Source organism: Streptomyces sp. NPDC054840 (assembly GCF_053611065.1).
The window spans coordinates 1-3,746 of record NZ_JBSGZP010000701.1 but is presented as its reverse complement, the minus strand read 5'-3'; the positions used below and the strand labels follow the sequence as shown (position 1 = coordinate 3,746).

Here is a 3,746-nt window from a genome sequence, read left to right as displayed (position 1 = left end):
CCTCAGCCGGATCCGGGAGCACCGGCTGCCGCCGCCGTGCCACGGGCCAGCCGGAACAGCACGTTCGGACGCAGCGGTCCTTCGGGCGCGTCGGGGTCGTCGAAGTCGTCGGCCGGATTCCGGGTCATCCCGATCCTCCGCATCACCGCCTGGGAGCGGAGGTTGCCGGCCGTGGTCACGGCGAGGATCTCGGGGAGCCCGAGCGTGTCGAAGCCGTGGGCCAGGACCGCCCGCGCGGCCTCGGTGGCGTAGCCCAGTCCCCAGGCGGCCCGGGCGAGTCTCCAGCCGATCTCCACCCCGGTGAACGGCATACCGTCGTCCACGTGGTCCATGCCCGCGAAGCCGATGAACTCACCCGTGGCCCGCACCTCTACGGCCCACCAGCCGTAGCCCCGCCGGTCGAACGCGGCCCGGAACCGCACCATGGAGGCCTCGCTCTGCTCACGGGTGAGCGGGTCGCCCAGGTGCTGCCGCACTTCGGGGTCGGCGTTCATCGCCGCCCAGGGATCGAGGTCGGAATCCCGCCAGAGGCGCAGGACGAGGCGGTCGGTGGGGAGTTCGGTCATGCCTCCCACCCAACGTGTCCTCCCGCCACGAGGCAATTCCTTTTCCCCGCGGCGGAACCGGACAGCCCTCAGGCCTTGGCCCGGCGGCTCACACCCAGCCGGTCCTGGACGGCCTCGACCGATCCCGTCTCCGGTACGCCCTCCGGTACCGCCGGGCGTCGCACGACGAGGACCGGGATGCCGGCCTCGCGGGCCGCGGCCAGTTTGGGGGCGGTGGCCGAGCCGCCGCTGTCCTTGGTGACCAGGACGTCGATCCGGTGCCGGGCGATCAGCTCCCGCTCGTCGTCGAGGGTGAACGGGCCCCGGGCGAGCAGCACTTCGAGCTGCGGCGGAGCCGGCGCCGCCGGGGGGTCCACCGAACGCACCAGGAACCAGGTGTCGGTGAGGTGCGCGAAGGTGTGCAGGCCCATCCGGCCGGTGGTCAGGAACGCGCGGGAGCCGAGGCCGGGCAGCAGCGCGGCCGCATCGGCGAGGGAGTCCACGAAGGCCCAGTCGTCACCCGGCTCCGGCGTCCAGCCGGGGCGCCGCAGCGCCAGCAGCGGGACGCCCGTGAGGGCCGCCGCATCGGCCGCGTGGAAGCTCATCCGCTCCGCGAAGGGGTGGGTGGCGTCGACGACGTGCGTGACGCCGTGGGCGACGATCCAGGCCGCGAGGCCCGCGACGCCGCCGAAGCCGCCGATGCGGGTCTCGCCGGGCGGGAGCACCGGCGAGGCGACCCGGCCCGCGAGCGAGGTGGTCACGTGGCAGGAGGGCTCGGGCGCCAGCGCCTCCGCAAGGCGGCGGGCCTCCGTCGTGCCGCCCAGGATCAGGACGTGATGACGGGCCGACCGGAGGCCCGGCTCAGCAGACATGCCGGTCGCGCTCGGGCGAGTACAGGTGGCTGTCGCGGAACTGCTCCGCGCCCAGCGTGCGGCCCACCACGATGACGGCGGTGCGCGCCAGGCCGTGTTCCTTCACCTGTGCGGCGATGTCGGACAGGGTGCCGCGCAGGATCAGCTCGTCGGGGCGGGAGGCCATCGCCACGACCGCCACCGGGCACTCGGCCCCGTAGTGCGGCAGCAACTCGTCGACGACCCGGTCCACGTAGCGGGTGGCCAGGTGCAACACCAGCAGCGCGCCGCTGCGTCCCAGCGTGGCGAGGTCCTCGCCGGGCGGCATCGGGGTGGCCTGCTGGGCGATCCGGGTCAGGATCACCGTCTGCCCGACGGTGGGGACGGTCAGTTCCCGCTTGAGGGCGGCCGCCGCCGCGGCGAAGGCCGGGACGCCGGGGACGACCTCGTAGGGGATGCCGGCGGCGTCGAGCCGCCGCATCTGCTCCGCGACCGCGCTGAAGATCGACGGGTCGCCGGAGTGCAGCCGCGCCACATCCTGGTCCGCCCCGTGGGCCCGTACGCACTCGGCGATGATCTCGTCGAGGTTGAGCTGCGAGGTGTCGACCAGGCGGGCGTCCGCCGGGCACTCGGCCAGCAGTTCGCGCGGCACGAGGCTGCCCGCGTACAGGCAGACGGGGGCGGCGGCCAGGGTCCGGGCGCCGCGCACCGTGATCAGGTCGGCGGCGCCGGGGCCCGCACCGATGAAGTACACGGTCATGTTCGATCCTTCTCCTCGGTCGACCCGGAGGTCGAGCCCTCCGACTTCGTCACTGACCACTGGGTGACCGGCATCGCCTGCCGCCAGCCCGTGAAGCCACCGACCGGCACGGCGTGCGCGACGGCGAGCTTCACCAGTTCGCCGCCGTGGCGCCGGTAGCGCTCGGCGAGCACAGCCTCCGACTCCAGGGTGACGGTGTTGACCACGAGCCGGCCGCCGGGGGCCAGCGCGTCCCAGACCGCGTCCAGCAGGCCGGGCGCGGTCAGCCCGCCGCCGATGAACACGGCGTCGGGGGCCGGCAGCCCGGCCAGGGCCTCCGGTGCGGCGCCGATGACCACGCGCAGGCCGGGGACGCCGAGCGTCGCCGCGTTACGGGTGATGCGCCCGGCCCGCTCCGGGACGCGCTCCACGGCCACCGCCCGGCACGAGGGGTGCGTACGCATCCACTCGATGCCGATCGAGCCGGAGCCGCCGCCGATGTCCCACAGCAGCTCGCCGGGGGCCGGGGCCAGCGCGCACAGGGTCGCGGCCCGGACATGACGCTTGGTGAGCTGCCCGTCGTGTTCGTACGAGGCGTCCGGGAGGCCCGGGGTCGCGCCGAGGCGCGGCGCGTTGTGGGCCGGGTCGCGGCGGCAGTCGAGCGCGACCACGTTCAGGGGGTCGCCGGGCGCGTGGTCCCAGCCGTCGGCGTGGCCCTCGTACGTGTCCTCGCGCTCGGACCCGAGCTGTTCCAGCACCCGCATCCGGCTCGGGCCGAAGCCCCGCTCCCGCAGCAGTGCGGCGATCTCGCCCGGGGACGCCGCTCCGGCGCTGAGTACCAGCACCCGGCGCCCTTCGTGGAGCGAGGCCGCCAGCCGGGCCACCGGGCGGCCGACCACCGTGACCACCTCGGTGTCCTCCACCGGCCAGCCCAGGCGGGCGCAGGCGTAGGACCCCGACGAGGGGTGCGGGTGGACCCGCAGCGACCGGGGCCCGAGCTCCTCGGCGAGGGCGCGGCCGATCCCGTAGAACATCGGGTCCCCACTGGCCAGCACCGCGATGCGGCGGCCGGCGTGCTCGGCCATCAGCTTCGGCACGGCGGGCCGCAGCGGGCTGGGCCAGGCCACCCGTTCACCGGCGCAGTCGGCGGCCGGCAGCAGGTCCAGCTGGCGCGGGCCGCCGATCAGCACCTCGGCCGAGGCCAGCGCGGAGCGGCCGGCGGCGGAGAGCCCGGCCCAGCCGTCCGCGCCGAGGCCGACGACCGTCACGGACATGGGGGGCGGCGGGGAGCTCACTGCGCGGTTCCTCGGGGACGGAGTGGGGAAAGCGGGCGGACCCGCAGCCTACTGGCCTGGGAATCCGGGGCCGGAGCCGCCCTGGGCCGTATCCGCGTCTTCGCGCACACGGCCCAGGCCGCCGGTACCCGCCGGACCCGTTCGGAATACCCTCGGTGACCCACTGCCTCACGAGGGAGCCGCCATGCCGGGCTGGAACGCCACGCACATCCCCGACCAGAGCGGCCGCAGCGCCGTCGTGACCGGGGCCAACAGCGGGATCGGGTACGTCACCGCCCGCGAGCTCGCCCGGCGCGGCGCCTCGGTGGTGCTGGCC

At 75.3% G+C, this 3,746-nt stretch carries 4 protein-coding genes and 1 pseudogene; 1 reads left to right on the top strand and 4 read right to left on the bottom strand.

Features of this window, described 5'->3' with window-relative positions:
• Positions 1-2: 2 nt before the first annotated feature.
• The 4 genes from ACWGIU_RS32550 to cbiE all read right to left on the bottom strand — a co-directional run bounded on the left by ACWGIU_RS32550 (position 3) and on the right by cbiE (position 3,409).
• Positions 3-566 carry a GNAT family N-acetyltransferase gene (locus tag ACWGIU_RS32550; protein WP_453711703.1) on the bottom strand — a complete coding sequence of 188 codons (564 nt, stop codon included), beginning with the start codon at positions 564-566 and terminating at the stop codon, positions 3-5.
• A gap of 68 nt (positions 567-634) precedes the next feature.
• A complete protein-coding gene (locus ACWGIU_RS32545; protein WP_453711702.1) occupies positions 635-1,417 on the bottom strand; it encodes a cobalt-precorrin-6A reductase in 783 nt (260 codons plus the stop codon).
• Complete coding sequence (cobM, locus tag ACWGIU_RS32540; protein ID WP_453711701.1) at positions 1,407-2,156, bottom strand: precorrin-4 C(11)-methyltransferase; 750 nt, start codon at positions 2,154-2,156, stop codon at positions 1,407-1,409. The genes ACWGIU_RS32545 and cobM overlap by 11 nt, the downstream gene beginning before the upstream one ends.
• Positions 2,153-3,409 (bottom strand): precorrin-6y C5,15-methyltransferase (decarboxylating) subunit CbiE, encoded by a 1,257-nt coding sequence (cbiE, locus tag ACWGIU_RS32535; protein WP_453711704.1) that lies wholly within the window; start codon positions 3,407-3,409, stop codon positions 2,153-2,155. The genes cobM and cbiE overlap by 4 nt, the downstream gene beginning before the upstream one ends.
• A gap of 184 nt (positions 3,410-3,593) precedes the next feature.
• Here cbiE and ACWGIU_RS32530 point away from each other — a divergent pair.
• A pseudogene (locus ACWGIU_RS32530) lies at positions 3,594-3,746 on the top strand (short-chain dehydrogenase); the annotation flags it as partial.

Bases quoted from the DNA above. Each gene is read 5' to 3' on its own strand.
- cobM (WP_453711701.1), bottom strand. From the start codon at position 2,156: ATGACCGTGTACTTCATCGGTGCGGGCCCCGGCGCCGCCGACCTGATC.
- ACWGIU_RS32545 (WP_453711702.1), bottom strand. From the start codon at position 1,417: ATGTCTGCTGAGCCGGGCCTCCGGTCGGCCCGTCATCACGTCCTGATC.
- cbiE (WP_453711704.1), bottom strand. From the start codon at position 3,409: ATGTCCGTGACGGTCGTCGGCCTCGGCGCGGACGGCTGGGCCGGGCTC.
- ACWGIU_RS32550 (WP_453711703.1), bottom strand. From the start codon at position 566: ATGACCGAACTCCCCACCGACCGCCTCGTCCTGCGCCTCTGGCGGGAT.